Genomic DNA, 19,241 nt, shown 5'->3' with positions numbered 1-19,241 from the left:
CCATTAGTCCTCGAAGGTGCGGCCTTCTTCGGTATCAGACATGTCAAAGCCCAGGTGTTTGGCCACGGTAAAGACATCCTTGTCACCACGGCCACACATATTCATCACGATGATATGGTCCGCAGGCAGATCCGGCGCGATCTTCATCACATGGGCCAGCGCATGGCTGGGCTCCAGTGCCGGAATGATACCTTCCATCGCACAGGACAGCTGGAATGCCTCCAGCGCTTCCTTGTCGGTAATCGAGACATATTTCGCCCGCCCCGTATCATGCAGCCAGGAATGTTCGGGGCCGATACCGGGATAATCCAGCCCAGCCGAGATTGAGAACCCTTCCTGAATTTGGCCGTCGTCATCCTGCAGCAGATAGGTGCGGTTGCCGTGCAGCACACCGGGGCGACCCCCGGTAAGAGAGGCACAATGCTGCATGCGGTCATCAACGCCTTTGCCGCCAGCTTCGACCCCGATGATATTGACGGATTTGTCATCCAGGAAAGGATGGAACAGGCCAATTGCGTTCGAACCGCCACCAATTGCAGCAATCAGCGTATCTGGCAGACGACCTTCGCCCTCTTGCTCCGCCAGCTGCCAGCGCACTTCCTTGCCGATGATCGACTGGAAATCACGCACCAGGGCCGGATAGGGATGCGGGCCTGCGGCGGTGCCGATGCAATAGAAGGTATCGTTGACGTTGGTCACCCAGTCGCGCAATGCGTCATTCATGGCATCCTTCAGGGTGCCACGGCCCGATGTCACCGGGATCACCTCGGCGCCCAGCAGGCGCATGCGGAACACATTGGGAGCCTGACGCTTCACATCATGCGCGCCCATGTAAACTACACATTTCAAGCCAAACTTGGCACAGACAGTGGCGGTGGCCACCCCGTGCTGCCCGGCACCGGTTTCGGCAATGATGCGGGTTTTGCCCATGCGCCGCGCCAGCAGAATCTGGCCCAGCACATTGTTGATCTTATGCGCGCCTGTATGGTTCAGCTCATCGCGCTTCATGTAGATCTTGGCACCGCCCAGATGGGCGCTCAGCCGTTCGGCATGATACAGCGGGCTGGGACGGCCGACATAGTGCTGCCACAGATCGTCCATCTCGGCCCAGAAGCCTGGGTCATCCTTGGCACGGTTGTATTCTTCTTCCAGGCTCAGAATAAGCGGCATCAAGGTTTCCGAGACAAACCGCCCCCCAAAGATGCCAAAGCGACCCTTTTCGTCGGGGCCATTCATAAAGCTGTTGAACAGATCGTTTGCCATGGGTTTTCCCTTTGTCGCAGCGCTCAATATGACTATCGCGCAGGCGGCGGCGGGTAAAGAGAGAGGCTGCAGGATTCTGCACGGGCCCGAAATTTCCCCACCAAGACGCCACAAGGGCCCGGTTGGTGGCGTGGCACCGCTCTGCTGCGGCGACCCTGCCACCAACCAGGCCCTTGTCTGCCGTATTGTTAGCGGGTCACAACGGGAGGGGCCGACAGGGCGGCAGTTGTAAATCTGGCGATCAATTCAGCGTCTTTTTGCCCCGGCGCTGCCTCTACCCCGGAAGAGACATCCACCTGACGCGCCCCGGTCATGCGGATAGCCTCGGCCACATTGTCGGGCGTCAGACCGCCAGCCAGCATCCAGGGGCGCTGCCAGTATTTGCGCCCGGCCAGCAAGCGCCAATCAAAGGCCAGCCCATTGCCGCCCGGTAAATCGGCGTCTTTTGGTGGCTTTGCATCTATCAAGAGCTGATCCGCAACCTGTGAATACAGGTCGATCTGCGGCAGATCGTCGGCATCGGCGACGCCAATGGCTTTCATCACCGGCAGCCCATAGCGCGCCTTGACCTCGGCCACCCGCTGCGGGCTCTCACGGCCGTGCAGCTGCAACATATCAAGCGCAACCGTCTCGGTCAGCGCATCCAGCGCGGCATCATCGGCATTGACCGTCAGCGCCACCTTGCACAGGCCAGCGGGCACCTCCAGCGCCAAAGCGGCGGCCTGCGGCATGGGTATATTGCGCGGGGATTTTGGGAAAAACACAAAACCCACATAGGCGGCACCCGCATCGGCAGCTGCCACCACATCCTGCGGGCTGCGCAGCCCACAGATCTTTACCCCAATTGCACTCATTCGCTTGGCTCAGCTGGTCTCATCCAGAAGGGCCAGAACGTCGTCTTTGCCCTCATGTTTCTGTTGTTTCAGCTTTTTGACTTCGCGTGACAGTTTTTTCACTTCGCGATTCTGGGTGCTGACGGCCCGGCGGTGCTTATGCTCGCGGAGCCATTCCCAGATAAAGCCAATCGCCAGCCCCGCGCCCAAGCCCCCCAGCACCACCACAAACAACGGCAAAGCAATAGAAGGATTGATGCCAAAAAGCTCGGCCACGGCGGACGGCAGCAGCTTCAGGTCGACAATCGTACGGTTTGCGATGCAAACCGACACCAGCAGGATCCCCAGGGATCCCAGAATAGCATAGCGAATATAGCGCATTTAGGCCTTTCCGTTCAGGCGGTCCCTCAAGAGCTTACCGGTCTTGAAGAACGGAACATGTTTTTCTTCCACTTGGACAGTTTCACCAGTGCGTGGGTTGCGGCCCACCCGCGAGTCTCGCTGTTTCACCGAGAACGCGCCAAAACCGCGCAATTCGACCCGGTCGCCCCGGGACATCGCGTCGGTCACTTCCTCGAATACCGTATTCACGATCCTTTCGACATCCCGCTGATACAGGTGCGGGTTTTCGTCTGCAATCTTCTGAATCAATTCAGAACGGATCATACTTCCTGCCCTCCCAAAACTACGCAAGCCTTTGTTGGCTAACGACAACTATAGGTACAAATCAGCGTTCAAGGAACCAAAACAGACAAGGGGCGGCCAAATTTTAGCGCCCATAGCCCCCCAAGAGGCGGGATTTTCTCTTTGTTTACGCAGCTTGAGCGCAAAAACAGGCCCCAGACAGGCTTTCAGCCAACAAAAGGAGCGCTGCGAAAGTGATTGATTCGCAGAGTGTTACGCTGCAGCTGTGGCGCGCAGTCCGCCGCGCCGGGCCCCGGCGGACCAGCCCCCCGCCGCAAGGCCCACAACACAGGATTGAATGCGCTGCCAGGCTGCATTCCCTGGTGGAAATCCGCTCAAACAGAAACGGCCCCGCCATAAGGCGGGGCCGTTCTGCTCAACCTGCGCCAAAGCGCCAGTCGAAATTTAGTCGTTGTTCAGAGCTGCGCCCAGGATATCACCCAAGCTTGCGCCGGAATCCGAGGAACCATACTGCTCAACAGCTTCTTTTTCTTCTGCGATCTCGCGGGCTTTGATCGACAGACCCAGACGACGGGTCTTGCTGTCGACATTGGTGACGCGCACGTCGACCTTGTCGCCAACATTGAAGCGCTCGGGGCGCTGCTCTGCGCGATCACGCGACAGGTCGGAACGACGGATGAAGCTCTTCATGCCTTCGTATTCGACCTCGATGCCGCCTTCTTCGATGGCAGTAACGTTCACGGTGACAATCGAGCCACGCTTCACGCCGCCAACGGCTTCAGCGAACTTGTCGCCGCCCAGGGCTTTGATCGACAGAGAGATACGCTCTTTTTCAACGTCCACTTCGGAGACAACGGCCGAAACCATGTCGCCTTTGCGGTAGTTCTGGATCGCATCTTCGCCGCGCTCGTCCCAGGACAGGTCGGACAGGTGAACCATGCCGTCGATGTCGCCGTCGAGGCCGATGAACAGACCGAATTCGGTGATGTTCTTGACTTCGCCTTCGACTTCGGTGCCCTCGGGGTTGGATTCCGAGAAGACTTCCCATGGGTTGCGCTGTGTCTGCTTGAGACCCAGGGAAACGCGGCGCTTGGAGCCGTCGATTTCCAGAACCATGACGTCAACTTCCTGCGAAGTAGAGACGATCTTGCCGGGGTGCACGTTCTTCTTGGTCCAAGACATTTCGGAAACGTGGACCAGACCTTCGACACCGGGCTCCAGCTCAACAAATGCACCGTAATCGGTGATGTTGGTAACACGGCCTTTGTGGACCGAGGAGAGCGGATATTTGGCGCCAACCAGATCCCATGGATCTTCCTGCAGCTGCTTCATGCCGAGGGAGATACGGTGGGTCTCTTTGTTGATCTTGATGACCTGAACCTTGACGGTTTCGCCGATCGCCAGGATCTCGGAGGGGTGGTTCACCCGACGCCATGCCATGTCGGTGACGTGCAGCAGGCCGTCTACGCCGCCCAGGTCAACAAATGCACCGTATTCGGTGATGTTCTTGACCACGCCGTCAACCGAATCACCTTCGGAGAGCTTGCCGATAACTTCGGCGCGCTGCTCGGCACGGGATTCTTCGAGAATCGCACGACGCGATACAACGATATTGCCACGACGACGGTCCATTTTCAGGATCTGGAAGGGCTGTTTCAGACCCATCAGAGGGCCAGCGTCGCGCACGGGGCGCACGTCAACTTGCGAACCTGGCAGGAAGGCAACTGCGCCACCCAGATCGACGGTAAAGCCACCTTTGACACGACCAAAGATCGCGCCTTCGACGCGCTCGTCGTCGGCGTAGGCTTTTTCCAGACGGTCCCAGGCTTCTTCGCGGCGCGCCATCTCGCGAGAGATAACAGCTTCGCCACGGGCGTTTTCTGCGGAACGCAGGAAGACTTCTACCTCGTCACCAACAGCAATTTCAGGAGCTTCGCCAGGGTTTGCGAATTCTTTCAGGTCAACGCGGCCTTCCATCTTGTAGCCTACGTCGATCAGGGCCTGGCCCGCTTCGATCGCGATAACCTTGCCTTTAACAACGGACCCCTCGTTTGGGGTGTCCATTTCGAAGCTTTCGTTAAGAAGGGCTTCGAAGTCCTCCATAGATACGTTTTGAGCCATGAGGTCTCAGGTTTCCTTTACAAAGTTTTCTGGCCGTGCGGTTGTCTCCGCCGGTCTTGGGGTTTGGTCGCATGGGACGTGGCACAAAGGCATCTGGAGCAAACAAACACAAAGGGCCGGAACTTGCCCCGACCCTGCTCAGATTGCCATTCGAGCGTTGGCCGCCCCTATACTGACAGCGCGGCTTATACGTCCAATACCCGCTACAATCAAGCCTAAAGCCCCTGCGCACTGATGCGCGGCCCTTGAAACAGGACCAGTTTGATCCAGCCCGACAGCCCGGCCCCCGATGCGGGGCAAAGGCCGCCGGGTACAGCAGCCTTTGCCATGATCTGAAATGCGATCAGTCGATATTGGTCACGAATGTGTTCAGCGGTTTGCGCACCTTCTTCAAATCCACCAACCAATCACCGCTTGCATCCCGGGTGCCCAGCGGCAAGAGCAGGACCGAGCGCAGGCCTTTCTCTTTCAACCCTAGGATTTCGTCGACCTGGGCCGGATCGAAGCCTTCCATCGGAGTGCTGTCAACGCCCAGTTCAGCCGCCGCAGCCAGCGCAAATCCAAGGCCGATATAGGCCTGCCGCGCCGCGTGGGCGTAGTTTTCTTCTTCGGTTCTGGGCAGATACATCGCCTTGAGGCGGTCATAGTAGCCCTGCAGCAGATCGGTCATGCCGCCCCGCTCTGCCGCCATCTGATCGACCACGGCGTCAATGCGCGCTTCGCTGTAGTTATCCCAGGCGGCAAAGACCAGCAGGTGTGAACCATCGGTGATCTGGGCTTGATCCCACGCCACAGGGCGAATGGCGGCGCGAATGTCCTTGTTCCGCACAACCAGCAATTCATAGGGCTGCAACCCGCTGGAGGTCGGCGCCATCTGAACCGCCTCGACGATCTTGGCCACGGCCGCCTCTGAAACTGGCTTGGAGGGATCCATCTTCTTGGTGGCGTAGCGCCAGTTCAGCTTTTCTAGAAACATATTCTTTCCCGTCATTGGAAGGTTTTACTCCCTCGACATAGAACTGAACTGTTCAGTTTAAAAGGGGCGCGCAGAAAAATTCCATGATACATCACCGGAAACCGGTACAGGACCGGTGGTGCCGGGGCTGCAATCCGTGTGTTACGGCTGTTGCTGGCGTGTCTCGATCAGGGCAATGGCCTGCGCCACCGCCTGTTCAATAGAGAGGTCGCTGGTATCAATCACCACCGCATCCGGCGCCGGTTTCAGGGGCGCTTCGGCCCGGTTCATATCACGGTCGTCGCGCGCCTTCACGTCAGCCAGCACCTCTTCCAGCGTGTCTGCCTGTCCGGTGGCCGACAGCTCCAGAAAGCGGCGCTTGGCGCGCACTTCGGCGCTGGCTGTCACAAAAAGCTTTACCTCGGCCTGTGGGCAGATCACGGTGCCAATGTCGCGCCCATCCAGCACTGCGCCGCCTGCCCGCCGGGCAAAGGCACGCTGGAAATCCACCAGCGCTGCGCGCACCTCCGCGATCACCGCCACCTTCGACGCGGCCTGCGCCGCCTCTGGGCCACGCAGATCATCGCGCTGCAGATCCTCGGATGTCAGCGCCTGCGCCGCATCCACCGGGGCAAGGCCGTCCAGTGTCTTGACGCCAACCGCACGATACAACAGCCCGGTATCCAGATGGCCCAGCCCCAGCGCTGCCGCAACGGCCTTGGAGATTGTGCCCTTGCCTGCGGCTGCAGGCCCGTCGATGGCAATGGTAAAAGGCCCGGTCATCTGCGCTGTGCTCCTCTCTGGCATGGCTGGGTCTGGCTTGAAATCTGGTTTCAAGCCAGCTCTCAAGCCTGGCTGAACTTCGCGCCCAGTCCTGTCATCAGGGGTTCGAAAATCGGAAAAGACGTGGTGATCGGCGAGCCATCATCCACCGTCACCGGTTTTTGCGCCCCCATGCCCATCACCATGAAGGACATGGCAATACGGTGATCAAGAAAACTCTCACAGGTGCCCCCGCCTGGCACGCCATCGGGGCCAAGGCCTTCGACCGACCACCAGTCTTCGCCGTCTTCGACAGTAACCCCATTGGCCCGCAGCCCGCGCGCCATGGCGTCGATGCGATCACTTTCCTTAACGCGCAGCTCTTTCACACCGGCCATCATGGTCTTGCCAGTTGCAAAAGAGGCCACAACCGATAGCACCGGATATTCATCAATCATCGAGGCCGCCCGTTCCGGTGGCACCGCGATCCCCTGCATATCGGGGGAATATTTGGCCCGCAGATCTGCCACAGGTTCGCCCCCCTCTTCGCGCGGGTTTTCAAAGGTCAGGTCAGCGCCCATATCCTGCAGCGTGTAAAACAGGCCTGCGCGAGTCGGGTTCAGGCCAATGCCCGGCACCAAGACATCCGACCCCGGTGTGATCAGCGCAGCACAGACCGGAAAGGCCGCACTGGAAGGATCACGCGGCACCGCAATCACCTGTGGCTTCAGCTCAGGCTGCCCCGTGAGGGTGATCACCCGGCCCTCGTCGCTGTCCTCGACGGTGATTTCGGCGCCAAAGCCTGCCAACATGCGTTCAGAATGGTCGCGCGTGGCTTCCTTTTCGATCACAACGGTTTGACCCGGCGCATTCAGCCCCGCCAGCAGCACCGCGGACTTCACCTGCGCCGAGGGCACAGGCACCACATAGCGCACCGGTGTCGGCTGCGCCGCGCCGACGATCGTCATCGGCAAACGCCCGCCGCTGCGGCCAACCGTTTTGGCACCAAACAGCGCCAGAGGATCCGTCACCCGGGCCATTGGACGCCCGTTCAGACTGGCGTCGCCGGTAAAGGTCACCGCAATTGGCGAGGTCGCCATACAGCCCATGATCAGCCGCACCCCGGTCCCGGAGTTGCCGCAGTCGATCACCTGATCCGGCTCGGCAAACCCACCGACGCCTACACCAAAAACCGACCAATTGCCGCTGCCGTGGTTCACCACTTCCGCACCAAAAGCCTGCATTGCCTTGGCGGTATCCAACACATCGTCGCCTTCCAGCAGACCTGAAATCTTGGTTTCCCCGACAGCCATGGCCCCCAGGATCAGGGAGCGATGTGAAATCGACTTATCCCCCGGCACCTCGGCCACACCGGTCAGCGGCGCGGCGCGGTGAGAGGTCATCGGGATCGGGGTACCGTGTCCGGACATGGCGCTTCCTTTGTATCATCGTTCGGTCTGTTCTGTTGCCGCTATCGGTAACGAATTGCAGCCAGCGGGTCCAGCGCGGATCACAGGCGACAGGCCAGGCACGGGACCAAGCGGCTAACCAAGTCGGCGAAAGGTCAGATAGGTTGGTGTTCTCCCCTCGCGCAGCGCCTTTTGTTCATAGCGGGTAGAAATCCAGTCGCCCCAGGGTTCGCGCCAATCCGCCGCCTCGCTGGCCAGCCATTCAAAACCCGCCTTCGGGACCTCTTCCAGGGTCTGGCGCACATAGTCGGGAATATCTGTGGCGACGCGGAAAATGCCCCCCGGCTTCAGGCAGCGTGCCAGCGGCTCCAGGTGTTCCTGGGTGACAAAACGGCGGCGGTGGTGGCGGGTCTTGGGCCAGGGATCCGGGTAGAGCAGAAAGGCCTTGGCAATCGACTGCGGCGGAATCACATCCATCAGATCACGCGCGTCCCCCGGATGCACCGCGATATTGTCACAGCCCGCCTTGCGGATTTTCCCCAAGAGCATGGCAACCCCGTTGATAAAGGGCTCGGCACCGATAATGCCCACATCCGGATTGTTGCTGGCCTGATGCACCAGATGCTCTCCGCCGCCAAAGCCGACCTCCAGCCAGGTGTCGCGACCGCCAAACAGCGCCTGCAGGTCCAGCGGCACACGATCCGGGTTTTCATCCCAACCAACCGCACCGGGGCTCAGCGCCTCCAGATCCTCAGCCAGATAGCGGCGCTGGCTGTCCTTCAGGGTCTTGCCACTGAAACGACCATAGAAGTTGCGCCAGGGCGCGCCGCTGACATGGGCACCGTTATCCGAGGCGTCCAGAGCAGAGCCAGTTTCACGGGGTGTTTTCTTGTCAACCATGGGCAGGGTCATCCTTTATGCGGGGCGCGGTGGCACCAGATGTCCGGCATACCAAGGCCAGCACTGGCCCGAACCACGCAATTGGCCGCTCATCTGCCGCAACCACAGGCACAGGTCAAGAGAGCCCGGCCCCATCCCTCCGCGCGTTTACCCCTGGACAGATACAAAAAGGGGCAAAGCGGGCCAATCACAGACCGCTTTGCCCCAGAGGGCCAGCGCCAAGGCATGACTTAGACGCCGCGTGCCAACGCATCGGCCAGATCCGTGCGCTCCCAGCTGAAGCCACCATCAGCGTCAGGCTCGCGGCCAAAGTGGCCATAGGCGGCGGTGCGCTGATAGATCGGCTTGTTCAGGCCCAGGTGCTGGCGAATGCCACGCGGGGTCAGATCCATCGCCTGGGCAATGGAGCGTTCAATCGCCGCCGGGTCGACCTCACCGGTGCCATGGGTGTCGGCATAAATCGACAGCGGTTCCGAAACGCCGATCGCATACGACAGCTGAATGGTGCAGCGCTCGGCCATGCCGGCAGCAACCACATTCTTGGCCAGATAGCGCGCCGCATAGGCCGCCGAACGGTCAACCTTGGTCGGATCCTTGCCCGAGAACGCACCGCCGCCATGCGGGGCCGCACCGCCGTAGGTATCAACGATGATCTTGCGCCCGGTAAGACCCGCATCGCCATCCGGACCACCAATGACAAATTTGCCGGTTGGATTGACGTGCCAGATGGTCTCTTCCGTCAGCCAGCCTTCGGGCAGGACTTCGTGGAAATAGGGTGCAACGATGGCACGGATGTCTTGCGACGTCAGGCTTTCATCCAGATGCTGTGTCGACAGCACGAGCGAGCCGATCCGCACCGGTTTGCCATTTTCATAGACCACCGAAAGCTGTGATTTGGCGTCCGGGCCAAGCGCTGGCTCGGTGCCATTTTTGCGAACCTCTGCAAGGCGGCGCAGCACCGCGTGGCTATAGTGGATCGGCGCGGGCATCAGCTGTGGCGTCTCGGTAGATGCATGGCCAAACATGATGCCCTGATCGCCGGCACCTTCATCTTTGCCCTCCGAGGCATTCACGCCCTGGGCAATATGCGCTGACTGTTCGTGCAACAGGTTGGTCACTTCCACCGTTTCATGGTGGAACTTGTCCTGCTCATAGCCAATATCTTTGATACAGGCCCGGATAATGCCATCAATGCGCCCCATGTAATCGTGCAGCTTATCCTGATCCGACAGGCCCACCTCACCGCCAATCACAACGCGGTTGGTGGTGGCGAAGGTTTCCGCTGCAACCCGCGCTTCGGGCTCTTCGGCCAAGAAGGCGTCAAGCACCGCATCCGAAATCTGATCGCAGACCTTGTCCGGGTGACCTTCAGAAACGGATTCCGAAGTAAAAATATAGTTCTTACGAGACATGAAAATGCTCCATTGGGTTAACCTCATCACGCCAGGAAGCCGTTGTGAGAGGAATTCCTTTCTGAGGTACGCTGGGCTGCCCCAGAGGTCAAACACTATTCCAAGGAGGTTAAGCCCCTATGAGCGAGACACAAGGCCGCGCCGCCCCCAGGTCGCCGTCAGCGCCAGCAGGATGCACAGGACGAATACCGGCGCATCGCCCGTGCGACTGTATAGCGTTGCGGCCAGCGGTTTGGGCAGAGAGGCATCAATGGCACCGGCCACGCCCAGCGGCAGGCTTTCGCGGATTCGGCCATAGGGATCAATCATCGCGCTGATCCCGGTATTGGCAACGCGCACCATCGGCAGCCCCTGTTCAGCCGCGCGCATGCGCGCCTGCACCAAATGCTGATAGGGGCCAGAACGGGTGCCAAACCAGGCATCATTGGTGATCTGGATCAGCATATCCGGCCGCGCTGGGGCGGCGTTCACATCGCGGGCAAAAACCGCCTCATAGCAGATCAGCGGCAGCGCCTGGCCAATGCCAAGATCCATCAGCACCGCCCCTGGTCCCGCCGTATAGCCTGCCCCCGCCTGGGCGGCAAAACCGTGGATGCCAAAGCGGGCCATGACATTCCCAAAAGGGACGTATTCGCCAAAAGGCACCAGGTGCGCCTTATCGTAGATCTGATCGACCCGGCCCTGCCCGGTCAACAATACCGCCGAATTGAAATAGCGCCCCTGATCGCGCCGCTGAATACCTAGCAACACAGGCTGCCCACCGACCTGCGCCGCGATGGCAGACAGGGCGTCTTCGGCATCGTTGAGCAACTGCGGCACCGAGGTTTCCGGCCAAAGGATCAAATCCGGCTGTGCCTGGCCTGGCGCCCCGTCACCCGCGCTCAGCTCTATCGCGCGACGGACAAAATCCCAGCGCCGCTCGGGCAGCCATTTTTCTGCCTGGGGCGCATTGGGCTGTACCAGCCGCAGCAGATGTGGGCTCATCTCTGGTTCCGGGGGACGGTTGAGCAGGGCATAGCCCGCCAGCGCCACCACCAGCAGCGGCGATACCGCCAGCAAAGGCCGACGCCGCAATAGTGCCAGCGGCAGCGTCAACACCAGGGTCAGCAACGCCACCCCCTGTTCCCCCACAAAGGGCAGCAGCCGCGCTACCGGAGTGTCGATCCAGAACTGGGCAAATCCCGCCCAGGGAAATCCGGTAAACAGATAGGCGCGGCCAAATTCCGCCAGCGCCCAAAGCGCAATCAGCAAAACCAGCCGATGCCCCCCCCGCGCCCAGCGTGCCGCCAGACCAAAGGCAAACGCCCAGAACAGGGCCAGCCCCGCCGCCAGAAAGACCAGTGCAAAAGGTGCCATCCAGGCATAGCGCGCAGCATCAATCTGAAAGGGTTCAACAATCCAGGACAGACCAAAGCTGAAATAGCCCAGCCCCGCGAATAATCCAATACCAGCCCCTTGCATCGCAGAGCGCGCCCAAAGCACCAGCGCCCCGATACCACCAAAGGCCAGCGGCAGGCCCCACAAGATATGAAAAGGGGCCAGCGACACCGACAACAAGGCCCCCAGCCCAAAGGCAGAAAAACTCGCCAGCCAGGTCGGGCGATGCGCTGCAGCACGCCGGGATCGTGCCCAGAAACCGGTGCTCACGCGGCGGGATCCGGCATCATCACCCGCAGCCGCTTGATGCGGCGGGGATCGGCATCCATGACCTCGAATTCGGGCCCGTCAGGGTGTACGATAACCTCTCCGCGCGCCGGAACTCGGCCGCAAAGCATAAAGACCAGACCGCCAAGACTGTCGATTTCTTCGGCATCCACATCTTCGTGGCCGGTGAGCGAGCAGCCAATCTCGGCCTCGAACTCGGCCAGGGGGGTGCGGGCCAGCGCGATATAGCAGCCGGCCTTTTCCTGATACCAGGTCTGGTCTTCGCCAGGATCGTGTTCATCCTCGATTTCCCCGATCACCTGTTCGATCAGATCTTCGATGGTGACCAGCCCGTCAACGCCGCCATATTCGTCAATCACCAGCGCCATGTGGCGGCGCTCTGCCTGCATTTTGGCCAGCAAAACACCAATGGGCATCGAGGGTGGCACAAAGAGCAGAGGCCGCAGCATCTCAGACAGTTCAAACGGCTTGCTGCCACCGTTGAACCCATGGGTCAGGGCAAAATCCTTGAGGTGGGCAAAGCCAAGCGGCGTGTCCAGCGTGCCCTCATAGACCGGGATGCGGGTAAAGCCGCTGTCGCGGAACACCTGCACCAGGTCATCGCGATCAATCGAAACCGGCACCGAGAGAATTTCCGCAGCGGGAATAGCCACGTCTTCGACCCGCATCCGACGCAGGTTCATCATGCCACGAGATTGGAACTCAGGGCTTGGACCCTGCGCCACTGGTGGCTCTTGCTCGGGGGGGGAATCCGGCGTGAAAGCGCCAAAAATACGCTCCCACAAGCTTGGTTGTTGTACAACACCTGCTTCTGCCGTGGTCTTGCCAATGTTCTGGAGCGCGCCATGCGCCGCGTTAGAACTGCCTTCTATTTCGCCCATCTGTCCTATCCAAAATGCCCCGTCAGAGGCGGTCATCAACAGTATATGGGTCATCCAGACCCAAATTGCCAAGTATCTTGACCTCCAAGCCTTCCATTACTGTGGCATCAAGGTCGCTAATGTGGTCATAACCCAGAAGATGCAACACTCCATGAACGACCAAATGCCGCAAATGATCAGCCAAAGGCTTTTTTGCGGCATCCGCCTCGCGCTGGCAGGTCTCATAGGCGATTGCGATATCGCCCAGCGGGATTTCCCCGGTATAATCTGTCTCGGGTCGTCGCGGCTGGCCGCCAGGTTCTGCAGCCGCCAGATCTTCGGCTGGCCAGCTTAACACATTGGTGGCGGTAGGCTTGTCGCGGAACTCATCATTCAACGCACAGATCTGGGCATCATCACAGGCCAGCAGGGCGATTTCGCAGGCCTCTGGATCCAGCTCAAAATGCGCCAGCACCGCCAGGACCGCCTGGCTTGCCAGCCTGTCCAGCCCAGCCTCTTGCCAGCGGCTGTCTTCAATTGTGATCTCCAGCGCCATCGCCTGCGGCCTCTCTGCTCATGTCAGCCCCCACAAAGTCCAGCGCGGCTGCTTGCGCAGCAAACCTCAGGCCGGGGGTGTTTCTGCGTCATAGGCTTCGATGATGGCGGCGACAAGCGGATGTCGCACCACATCGCGGGCGGTAAAGTAATTGAAGCTGATTTTGGAGATCGGCGAGAGCAGCCGCTCCGCATCAGCCAAGCCCGAGGTGACGCCGCGTGGCAGGTCAACCTGGGTGCGATCCCCGGTCACCACCATGCGTGATCCCTCGCCCAGGCGGGTCAGGAACATTTTCATCTGCATCGAAGTGGCATTCTGCGCCTCGTCAAGCACCACAAAGGCGTTTGACAGCGTCCGCCCCCGCATAAAGGCCAGTGGGGCGATCTCGATCTGCTTTTCCTCCAACAGCTTGGCCAACTGCTTGCCCGGCAGAAAATCATTCAGCGCATCATAAAGCGGCTGCATATAGGGATCGACCTTATCCTTCATGTCGCCGGGCAAATAGCCAAGCTTCTCGCCCGCCTCGACCGCAGGGCGCGACAGGATGATCTTGTCGACCTGACCGGTAATGAAGAGATTCACCCCAACAGCCACCGCCAAATAGGTTTTACCGGTACCTGCAGGGCCAATGCCAAAGGCCAGCTCATGCTCAAAAAGCGACCGAACATAGGCCTTTTGCGCGTCGGTACGCGGCTCTACCAGTTTTTTACGGGTCTTGATCTCGACCTGCCCGCCCATGAACATCTCAAGCTGGTCATCGCGAGTTTCTTCTGGCCCATGGCCCATGCGCAGTTCCCGGTCAACATCGCCGTGTTCGACGCTGCGGCCAGTTTCCAGCCGATCATAAAGCGCCGTCAGCACCTCTACCGCTTGATCCCGCGCGGCGTCCTCTCCCATGACCAAAAGCTGGTTGCCCCGGCGCACGATCTGCACGCCGATGTTTTTTTCGATCTCCGACAGGTTGCGATCATATTCACCGCACAGGTCAATCAGCAGGCGGTTATCAGGAAATTCAAGCAGAGCTTCTTGCGCGCTCTGGGTGGTTGGCGGCTGGATCCGGGCGCTTGTGGCCAATTGGGGCTCCTGAATTTGAGGTTTACCTCCCCAGTCTGCCCCCGCCCATGCGCAGGCGCAAGCGGGCGCGGCGCAAATTCACACAAAAGATACAAAATGGCCGCCCGAGACAGGCGGCCATTTCAAAAGCAAAGGCAAGCAGGGTTGCGATCTGCACCCTACAGTGCGTCAGGCAAACTCGACCCGTCTTTGAAAGGTCCAGTCGCCACATTGCGCGGCAGCGGGCTGTTGCAAACGGGTTTGCCATCGGGGGTGCGCCGCAGATCAGCATAGCCTTCGAGGCCATCATCAATGATCCAGTGTTCACAACCCTGCGGATCCACCCAGATACCCGCTGTCATATTCGACAGATGAGAGTTGGAGCTATCCCCGGCGTGCTGATCACGGGTCTTGTCATAGGTAACACCACAGGCCGACACGGATGCCAAGGCAAGGGACAGAGCGGTTGCTTTGAAAAAATGCATCTTGATGTCCTTCATTAGCGCAAGCAGTAGATTTCGACGCGGCGGTTTTGCGCCATATTGGCAGCGCTGGTATTTGGCACCCGTGGGTCGCGCTCACCATAGGCGCGAATATCTGCAATGCGCGCGCCGACAGACTTGGCGACCCCGGCGACCGCATTGGCACGCCGCTGCGACAGGGCGATATTATATTCGTCAGAGGCACGGCTATCTGTATGACCCGCAACCACAAAGGAGCGCACCTGCCCCTTGTTGGATTTAAAGAACTCTTGCAGGCGGGACTTACCAGCGGCGCTGATATAGGATTTATCGGTGGCAAAAAACTGATCTGTTTCCATCACCCCGCAGAGATTGCCACGGCGGCACACCGGCTTGCCATCCGGTGTCACATGCGGCGTCATGTAGCCCTCGGCGCCATCATCCATGACCCAATGTTCACAGCCATCCGGGTCAACCCAGATTGTGGGCACATAGCGTTCCCCCACGATGGTGCGCTGACCTGTGGTGGCGTTTTGCGCCTGAACCGATGCCGCCGTCAGGCTCAGCGCGGCCGCAGCAGCGGCCAGCACAACGCGCATATTCTTTGTCTTAAATATCATCACAACCAGATTTCCTTCACCTAAGTCCCCCCAGGGAGCTTGCCGCTTAAAATTCCTAACACTCAGGTTATCAGCAACAATCTACACGGTTTTTATCTAAAAACAGCCCCCACTCAGGCAGGCATCCGGCATGACTATGCGATTTTACGCAACACTCGTACAGCTTTATTGAAATTGTCGCCAAAGGCGCTGCAATAATGACTCACCTCCTGCAATGGGAAGCGAGGGCCAAACAGATTTCCCCGTGAAATCAATCGTCAACCGGGACCCTAAGAATCACTAGGGCCCAGGGCTGCGCTAGTCAATCAACTCACCTGCAAGCGAATTGGTGCGCGATTCAACGATGCGCACCCGTGCCAGATCGCCAACTTTGCGACCGCAATCAGCCACGTGAACCGCATGCAGGTAGTCCGATTTTCCCAGCATCTGACCGGCTTCGCGCCCAGGCTTTTCAAACAGAACCCCAACCTCGCGGCCAACCATACTATCCTGGATCTCGCGCTGCTGCCGGGTCAAGAGCGCCTGCAGACGTTGCAACCGATCATCGGCCTCGGCCGGGTCCACCTGGGGGCGTTCGGCAGCTGGCGTTCCGGGACGGGTGGAATATTTAAAGGAATAGGCAGTGCCGTATTTCACCTCTTCAACCAGATCCAGCGTCGCCTGAAAATCCGCTTCGGTCTCTTCTGGGAAGCCAACAATAAAATCCCCCGAGATCAAAATATCGGGGCGTGCCGCCCGGATCCGTTCCAATAGACGCAGATAGCTCTCGGCGGTGTGGCTGCGGTTCATCCGCTTGAGGATCCTGTCCGATCCCGCCTGCACCGGCAGATGCAGATAGGGCATCAGCTTCTTGCAAGTCGCATGTGCCTCGATCAGATCATCCATCATGTCGTTGGGGTGGCTGGTGGTAAAGCGAATGCGCTCCAGCCCATCGACCTTGTCCAGCTCCCAGATCAACTGGGCCAGTGTCATGTCCCCCTGCGGTCCGGCCCCGTGATAGGCATTGACGTTCTGCCCCAGAAGGGTGATTTCACGCACCCCTCGTTCCACCAGATCGCGCGCCTCGGTAAGGATACGATCCACCGGCCGCGACACCTCGGCCCCCCGCGTATAGGGCACCACGCAAAAGGCGCAGAACTTATCACAGCCCTCTTGCACCGTCAGAAAGGCCGATGGCCCGCGCGGGGCCTTGGGCCGACGCTTGAGCTTCTCGAACTTGTCCTCTTCGGGAAAATCAGTGTCGAGCACCTTTTCCCCGCTGCGCGCCTTCGCTTCCATCTCTGGCAGACGGTGATAGCTTTGCGGCCCCACAACCAGATCCACCAGCGGCTGGCGGCGCATGATTTCCTGCCCCTCGGCCTGCGCGACACAGCCCGCAACCCCGATTTTCAGATCCGGCTTTGCCGCCTTCAGCTTTTTGAACCGGCCCAGCTCGGAATAGACCTTCTCGGCGGCCTTTTCCCGAATGTGGCAGGTATTGAGCAGGATCATATCCGCATCTTCAACTGATTTGGTCTCGCTATAGCCCTGCGCGCCCAGCTCTTCTGCCATGCGTTCACTGTCATAGACATTCATCTGGCAACCATAGGTCTTGATAAACAGCTTCTTGGGCGCGGTCATATGGTAGGGCCTTCCAGCAGAGGTGGGATAAAGGACAAAAACAACGGCCTGCCATAGCGGCAAATCTCGTGGCTTGCAATGCAGGCGGGATTACCTGATTTTAGCGGCAAATGCCAGAAAGGCAGAGACAAAGAGCATGATGCATTCTTCGCTGGACGATTTCCTCAAGCAACACAAGGCGCTACTGGTGACAGGCCCGGTGGCGCTGATCTTTGTCGAGGACGATGTCGAGATTGCCTCGACGCTGCGCCATCACCTGCAATCCGGCTTCATGACGGTTGTCGCCCTCATGCCCGATGCCTTTGATCTGCCGCGCGACATCAAGCCCAAGGTGCACCGGGTGCCGTTTGATTGCAGCGCGCCTGAACAGGTCTTTGCAGCAATCAACCAGGTCATTGGGGCCGCCACGCCGGGGTGCTGGCTCTATTATTGCTACAACGCTGAATACCTGTTCTTCCCCTTCTGTGAAACCCGCACCGTGGCTGAAATGCTGACCTTCCACCGCGAGGAACGGCGCGCTGCTATGCTGACCTATGTGATTGATCTTTATGCCGGGGATCTAACGCAGCACCCCAATGCCGTCTCACTGGAGACCGCCTATCTGGACAAATCCGGTTACTACGCCCAATCCCGCATCAACGCGCAGGGCGACGCGCCATGTGAGCGGCAGCTGGATTTCTTTGGCGGGGTGCGCTGGCGCCAAGAAGAACACATCCCGCCAGACAGCCGCAAGATAGACCGAATTTCACTATTCCAGGCCAGGGACGGCTTGGTGCTGAACGCGAATCACACCTTCAACCTGCAGGAATACAACACCTACGCCTGCCCCTGGCATCACAACCTGACCGCCGCAATCTGCTCCTTCCGCACCGCCAAGGCGCTGAAACGCAACCCAGGATCGACTTTTGCTATCAGCAGTTTTCGCTGGCACAACTCAACGCCTTTTGAATGGCACTCACGGCAATTGCTCGATCTGGGCCTGATCGAGCCCGGGCAATGGTTCTGACCCCCAGTTTCCTCCCCCCTGTTCAATTTCGCCCACCACTTCATTTGGCCCCAAATATCCCGGGGGTGAATTGCGCCCCTGGGCGCAAGAGGGGGCAGCGCCCCCCCCCTTTAAAGGCAGCCTCGGAGAACGAGAACCTGTCACGTTCATTCGCGTTAAAGCGACAGGCTATCGTTTGTTGATTTCGCATGTCGAATAGCTCGAAACCGGGAACCACTTTCGAGCGACATACTCTAAACTACCGCTGCAGCAGCACCGGGAACCAGTCCTCGCGCAGCCGTTGGCCCGGCTGCATCTCGTGGCCAGGATAGGGCGGCGAGGTCGGGCCGGGGCGCTCCACATAACGCGCGTCATCGCCCACCAACCGCAGAGAGAAAGCCCGGCGACGGCTCTCGCTGGTATTGGCGCGCGCCCCATGCAGGGTTTTGTAGTTGAAGGCCACCGCATCGCCCGGTGCCATGTCCCATTCGCGAATGTCCATACCTTCCGCTTCCGGGTCAGGCACCGCCATGTACTGGCCTTCATCGGCAAAAAAGCCTTCTTCGGACACCCAGCGCGTTGGCAGCACCTCCTTTTCCCACCGGTGCGACCCGGCCACGCAGCGCAGCGCTGCCTGCCGCACCGGATCCAGTGGCGACCAAAAGCTGATCGTCTGCGCGCCTTCGACAAAATAATAGGGACCATCCTGATGCCAGGGCGTCGCCATCGAGGTGCCCGGCTCCTTGACCAGCACGTGATCGTGGAACATCTGCACCCGGTTTGATTGCATCAGATCGGCTGCCACCTCCGCGACCGGAGAAGCCTTGATCGCCGCCTCGAAATCCGGAATGCGCGACCAGTTGCAATAGTCATCAAAAAACCGCCCGGTCTGGCCTGGCTTGTCATTGTTCGACGCATAAGGGCCGGGGTCAGCCATATTGTGTTCAACCCCCTGGCGCAGCTGCTCAACCTGGTCATGGAACAGACCTTTGATAAGCACCACGCCATCGCGCTGGAACTGGTCGATATGGTCTTGGGTAATCAGGGGGTGCACCATTTGGGCCTCCATTTTGGATCGGTGTAGCTTTCGGTTTTTCTACCGCGACACTGTCCGCTTCAGG

19 protein-coding genes and 1 riboswitch are annotated in these 19,241 nt (G+C 59.5%); of the genes, 1 reads left to right on the top strand and 18 read right to left on the bottom strand.

Going from position 1 to position 19,241, the window contains the following annotated elements; translation table 11 throughout:
* Positions 1 to 3 precede the first annotated feature (3 nt).
* From trpB to miaB, 17 genes are all read right to left on the bottom strand, one after another.
* Positions 4 to 1,263: a tryptophan synthase subunit beta gene (gene trpB, locus ACN0VH_RS11580; protein WP_278923398.1), complete on the bottom strand. Its 1,260-nt coding sequence runs from the start codon at positions 1,261 to 1,263 to the stop codon at positions 4 to 6.
* 188 nt (positions 1,264 to 1,451) lie between these two features.
* Positions 1,452 to 2,117 carry a phosphoribosylanthranilate isomerase gene (locus tag ACN0VH_RS11575; protein WP_417700661.1) on the bottom strand — a complete coding sequence of 222 codons (666 nt, stop codon included), beginning with the start codon at positions 2,115 to 2,117 and terminating at the stop codon, positions 1,452 to 1,454.
* A 9-nt stretch (positions 2,118 to 2,126) separates the two neighbouring features.
* Entirely contained in the window at positions 2,127 to 2,477 is a 351-nt protein-coding gene (locus ACN0VH_RS11570; RefSeq protein WP_278923400.1) for a lipopolysaccharide assembly protein LapA domain-containing protein, read from the bottom strand.
* Entirely contained in the window at positions 2,478 to 2,762 is a 285-nt protein-coding gene (gene ihfB, locus ACN0VH_RS11565; RefSeq protein ID WP_009811081.1) for an integration host factor subunit beta, read from the bottom strand. It abuts the gene before it with no gap.
* A gap of 423 nt (positions 2,763 to 3,185) precedes the next feature.
* A complete protein-coding gene (gene rpsA / locus ACN0VH_RS11560; protein WP_278923401.1) occupies positions 3,186 to 4,862 on the bottom strand; it encodes a 30S ribosomal protein S1 in 1,677 nt (558 codons plus the stop codon).
* A gap of 343 nt (positions 4,863 to 5,205) precedes the next feature.
* The gene (locus ACN0VH_RS11555; RefSeq protein WP_278923542.1) at positions 5,206 to 5,838 is read right to left on the bottom strand and encodes a nitroreductase family protein; all 633 of its coding nucleotides are present in this window, start codon (positions 5,836 to 5,838) and stop codon (positions 5,206 to 5,208) included.
* Positions 5,839 to 5,979: 141 nt separating this feature from the next.
* Positions 5,980 to 6,600 (bottom strand): (d)CMP kinase, encoded by a 621-nt coding sequence (cmk, locus tag ACN0VH_RS11550; protein ID WP_417700660.1) that lies wholly within the window; start codon positions 6,598 to 6,600, stop codon positions 5,980 to 5,982.
* 62 nt (positions 6,601 to 6,662) lie between these two features.
* A complete protein-coding gene (gene aroA / locus ACN0VH_RS11545; protein ID WP_278923403.1) occupies positions 6,663 to 8,009 on the bottom strand; it encodes a 3-phosphoshikimate 1-carboxyvinyltransferase in 1,347 nt (448 codons plus the stop codon).
* A gap of 114 nt (positions 8,010 to 8,123) precedes the next feature.
* Positions 8,124 to 8,888 (bottom strand): tRNA (guanosine(46)-N7)-methyltransferase TrmB, encoded by a 765-nt coding sequence (gene trmB, locus ACN0VH_RS11540; RefSeq protein ID WP_278923404.1) that lies wholly within the window; start codon positions 8,886 to 8,888, stop codon positions 8,124 to 8,126.
* A gap of 230 nt (positions 8,889 to 9,118) precedes the next feature.
* Complete coding sequence (gene metK / locus ACN0VH_RS11535) at positions 9,119 to 10,300, bottom strand: methionine adenosyltransferase (protein WP_278923405.1); 1,182 nt, start codon at positions 10,298 to 10,300, stop codon at positions 9,119 to 9,121.
* Positions 10,301 to 10,305: 5 nt separating this feature from the next.
* Positions 10,306 to 10,354, bottom strand: a riboswitch (SAM-SAH riboswitch).
* A 63-nt stretch (positions 10,355 to 10,417) separates the two neighbouring features.
* Positions 10,418 to 11,947 carry an apolipoprotein N-acyltransferase gene (gene lnt, locus ACN0VH_RS11530; RefSeq protein ID WP_417700659.1) on the bottom strand — a complete coding sequence of 510 codons (1,530 nt, stop codon included), beginning with the start codon at positions 11,945 to 11,947 and terminating at the stop codon, positions 10,418 to 10,420.
* Positions 11,944 to 12,846 carry a CBS domain-containing protein gene (locus ACN0VH_RS11525; protein WP_278923407.1) on the bottom strand — a complete coding sequence of 301 codons (903 nt, stop codon included), beginning with the start codon at positions 12,844 to 12,846 and terminating at the stop codon, positions 11,944 to 11,946. The genes lnt and ACN0VH_RS11525 overlap by 4 nt, the downstream gene beginning before the upstream one ends.
* A 22-nt stretch (positions 12,847 to 12,868) precedes the next feature.
* Positions 12,869 to 13,381 carry an rRNA maturation RNase YbeY gene (gene ybeY, locus ACN0VH_RS11520; RefSeq protein ID WP_417700658.1) on the bottom strand — a complete coding sequence of 171 codons (513 nt, stop codon included), beginning with the start codon at positions 13,379 to 13,381 and terminating at the stop codon, positions 12,869 to 12,871.
* Positions 13,382 to 13,447: 66 nt separating this feature from the next.
* A complete protein-coding gene (locus ACN0VH_RS11515; protein ID WP_278923409.1) occupies positions 13,448 to 14,455 on the bottom strand; it encodes a PhoH family protein in 1,008 nt (335 codons plus the stop codon).
* A gap of 158 nt (positions 14,456 to 14,613) precedes the next feature.
* Positions 14,614 to 14,919 (bottom strand): hypothetical protein, encoded by a 306-nt coding sequence (locus ACN0VH_RS11510; protein ID WP_278923410.1) that lies wholly within the window; start codon positions 14,917 to 14,919, stop codon positions 14,614 to 14,616.
* A 14-nt stretch (positions 14,920 to 14,933) separates the two neighbouring features.
* Positions 14,934 to 15,515 (bottom strand): OmpA family protein, encoded by a 582-nt coding sequence (locus ACN0VH_RS11505; protein WP_278923411.1) that lies wholly within the window; start codon positions 15,513 to 15,515, stop codon positions 14,934 to 14,936.
* A gap of 297 nt (positions 15,516 to 15,812) precedes the next feature.
* Positions 15,813 to 17,135 carry a tRNA (N6-isopentenyl adenosine(37)-C2)-methylthiotransferase MiaB gene (gene miaB, locus ACN0VH_RS11500; RefSeq protein ID WP_417700657.1) on the bottom strand — a complete coding sequence of 441 codons (1,323 nt, stop codon included), beginning with the start codon at positions 17,133 to 17,135 and terminating at the stop codon, positions 15,813 to 15,815.
* Between the two features lie 136 nt (positions 17,136 to 17,271).
* On the opposite strand from miaB, the gene ACN0VH_RS11495 reads away from it, so the two are divergent.
* A complete protein-coding gene (locus ACN0VH_RS11495) occupies positions 17,272 to 18,141 on the top strand; it encodes a glycosyltransferase family protein (RefSeq protein WP_417700656.1) in 870 nt (289 codons plus the stop codon).
* Positions 18,142 to 18,379: 238 nt separating this feature from the next.
* Here ACN0VH_RS11495 and ACN0VH_RS11490 read toward each other — a convergent pair whose 3' ends face one another.
* Positions 18,380 to 19,177: a phytanoyl-CoA dioxygenase family protein gene (locus ACN0VH_RS11490; protein ID WP_278923414.1), complete on the bottom strand. Its 798-nt coding sequence runs from the start codon at positions 19,175 to 19,177 to the stop codon at positions 18,380 to 18,382.
* Between the last annotated feature and the right edge of the window lie 64 nt (positions 19,178 to 19,241).

It is taken from the genome of Pseudophaeobacter sp. (assembly GCF_048267565.1).
Taxonomy (GTDB): Bacteria; Pseudomonadota; Alphaproteobacteria; order Rhodobacterales; family Rhodobacteraceae; genus Pseudophaeobacter; species Pseudophaeobacter profundi.
This window is presented reverse-complemented; position numbering and strand designations above follow the sequence as displayed.